General features: G+C 65.3%; 4 protein-coding genes. 2 read left to right on the top strand and 2 right to left on the bottom strand.

Annotated features, from left to right (window positions below; all coding sequences use genetic code 11):
- Positions 1–250 (top strand): amidase family protein (locus tag EOA29_RS32345; RefSeq protein WP_245468632.1); only part of this gene is annotated, 250 nt, incomplete at its 5' end.
- Positions 251–270: 20 nt separating this feature from the next.
- On the opposite strand, the gene EOA29_RS32340 is transcribed toward EOA29_RS32345, so the two are convergent.
- Both EOA29_RS32340 and EOA29_RS32335 read right to left on the bottom strand, forming a co-directional pair.
- A complete protein-coding gene (locus EOA29_RS32340) occupies positions 271–1,002 on the bottom strand; it encodes a DUF2270 domain-containing protein (protein WP_126094589.1) in 732 nt (243 codons plus the stop codon).
- A gap of 113 nt (positions 1,003–1,115) precedes the next feature.
- The gene (locus EOA29_RS32335) at positions 1,116–1,304 is read right to left on the bottom strand and encodes a hypothetical protein (RefSeq protein ID WP_126094588.1); all 189 of its coding nucleotides are present in this window, start codon (positions 1,302–1,304) and stop codon (positions 1,116–1,118) included.
- Between the two features lie 397 nt (positions 1,305–1,701).
- Between EOA29_RS32335 and EOA29_RS32330 the strand changes: the two genes are divergently transcribed.
- Positions 1,702–2,645: cation:proton antiporter (locus EOA29_RS32330; protein ID WP_245468634.1), on the top strand; the 944-nt coding region annotated here is incomplete at its 3' end.

Here is a 2,645-nt window from a genome sequence, read left to right as displayed (position 1 = left end):
CCATCGCGAGACGGGGGCGCCGATCCCCGTCGACGGCGTCGAGACGCCGTACTGGAGCGCGCTCAGCCACGTCTGCCGCTTCAACCTGACTGGACATCCGGCCGTCGTCATTCCGATCGGTCTCGACCGCGAGGGCCTGCCGATCGGCGCCCAGCTCGTCGGCCGCCGCCATTCGGAAATGACGCTGCTGGCAGTCGCCAAGGCGCTGGCGCGTCTTACGGACGGCTTCGTCAGGCCGCCGGGATTGTGAGCAGACAGCGGCGCTGTCGCTTACACATGCACGTCGCCGAACGACAGCTCGCCGTCGTCGGCGCGCATCAGGAAGGCAGCGGCCAAAAGCGCGAGATAGAAAACCACCACGCCGCAGACCACCACGATGCCCGGAATGGGACCGAGCGTCGCTACCCGGAAGGTGTCGAGGAGCGAGGCGCCGAAGCCGATCGGCGAGCCTTCGCGCGACAGGCTCGGCGTGGTGATCTTCAATATCCAGGCGAGCAGCAGGATCGTGTACATGAAGATGTAGTTGCGGCGCAGCCGCCTGATCAGCGCCGCGCGCTGCGAGATGAGGAAGCGCGGCGAGCGCAGGCCTTCGCCGACGATCGCCAGCCAGTTGGAGGCATAGTCCGGCTGCGGCGAAAATATCTGCGCGAAATAATAGCGCTCGAACTGGCGCACCCGCGCCCGGTAGACATCGAAGAAGCGGTAGCGCCGCGCCTCGATCCAGAGCAGCAACGTGATCAGAAGCATGGCGAAGAGCAGCACGCCATGATGCGCGCTCGGCGTCGACAGCGACACCGAGAGCATCGCGGCAACCACAGTGATCGACCAGTTGCTGGTGCGGTCGAGGCGGTCGCGCCAGCCGGCCATGCGCGCGATCTCGGCGCGGTGGAAGTGCGACATCGTGGTTGCGAATTCGGAGGAGGTCAGCTTCAGCGCGAACGCGTCGGATCCGCGCGGCGCCGCTGCCGCCTCGGCCGGCTTTATGGTCTGGACCTGGGACATCCCCTTGCCACGTGCCTCCCGCCGTGGCCGGCCGATTGAGCCGGCCACACCCCATATAACACAACGTGCGGCCGGCAAAAATGTTCCTGGATAAGTTAGGATGCGGCGGGACGCTATGCCCGCTTTGAAGTAGCTGGAAACTGCAGCACCTCTGCCTCGGGCCGGGCATACTGGGCGGTAGCCACCGCCTCGATCACGAGGTCGAGCGCGGCGAGTGCCGTGCGGCTCGTTTCATCGTCGCCGCGCAGATAGTGGCAGGCCCTGTCGAGGTGCAGGTGGGCGGCGGCAAAGTCGCTTTTCATTAGCTTCTCCTTATTGCCCGCCGTGTTCGACCATGCGCGAGTCGCTTTACGCAAACGCAAAGATCAGCGGTCGTATTTGAATCGAATTGTCGGGACGGTGCGTAATCTCCCCCCTTGAGGGGGAGATGGCCGCGCAGCGGCCAGAGGGGGTCGTCTCGCATAGAGCGCCAACCTCGTCACGGCGCACAAGACGCTGGCGCTTCACGCGAGGCGACCCCCTCTGTCGCCTTCGGCGACATCTCCCCCGGGAGAGGGGAGATCGCGGCCGTGCAACCGAAGCTCTCGCCAAACCGTTATCGCCGGGCATAATCGAGGGGTGCAGAAATTGTCCTTCATGCCCAACCGGCGCCGGCTGCTGTCGGTCTCTCTCGCGCTTGCGCCGGCGGCGCTCCTTTTGATGCCGGCTGTCGCCTGGGCCGCCGAGAAGAGCGGCATGTCCAGCGAAGGCATCTTCGTTCTCGAAATCATTTTGCTGCTCGTCGTCGGCCGCGGCATCGGCGAATTGCTGGAGCGGTTCGGCCAGCCGGCGGTTATGGGCCAGTTGATCGGCGGCATCCTGCTCGGCCCTTCGCTGCTCGGCTGGCTGTGGCCCGCGGCCGAGCGCGTGGTCTTTACGGGCGATGCCGCGCAAAAGTCGATGATCAATGCCATCGCCCAGCTCGGCGTGCTGATGCTTCTGCTGCTGACCGGCATGGAGACGGATTTGCGGCTGGTGCGCCGCGTCGGCCGCGCCTGCTTCTCCATCTCGGCCACGGGTGTCGCCGTGCCTTTCGTGCTGGGCTTCGCGGCGGCGCAATTCATGCCGGACACGTTGCTCGCCGCCGGCAGCGAGCGTGTCGTCGCCGGCCTGTTCCTTGGCACCGCGCTTTCGATCTCCTCGGTCAAGATCGTCGCCATGGTGGTGCGCGAGATGAACTTCATGCGTCGCGACCTCGGCCAGATCATCGTCTCCTCGGCCATCATCGAAGATACGATCGGCTGGGTGATCATCGCCATCACCATCGGCATCGCTACGCATGGCCGCATCGAGGCCGGCAGTCTGGCCTTCACGCTGGCCGGCGTTGCCGCCTTCATGGGTTTTTCCTTCACGCTCGGCCGGCGCATCGTCTTCGACGCCATCCGCTGGACCAACGACACCTTCCGCTCGGAATATGCGGTGGTCACCGTCATCCTCGCCATCATGGGCGCCATGGCGCTGATCACCGAGCTGATCGGCGTCCACACCGTGTTAGGCGCTTTCGTCGCCGGCATACTGGTCGGCGAGTCGCCGATCCTGTCGCGCCACATCGAGGGGCAATTGCGCGGAGTGATCACGGCACTTTTCATGCCGGTGTTCTTCGG

This window comes from Mesorhizobium sp. M1E.F.Ca.ET.063.01.1.1 (genome assembly GCF_003998155.1).
Lineage (GTDB): Bacteria > Pseudomonadota > Alphaproteobacteria > Rhizobiales > Rhizobiaceae > Mesorhizobium.
The sequence above is the reverse complement of the archived record's forward strand: the minus strand, read 5'-3'. Positions and strand labels throughout refer to the sequence as shown.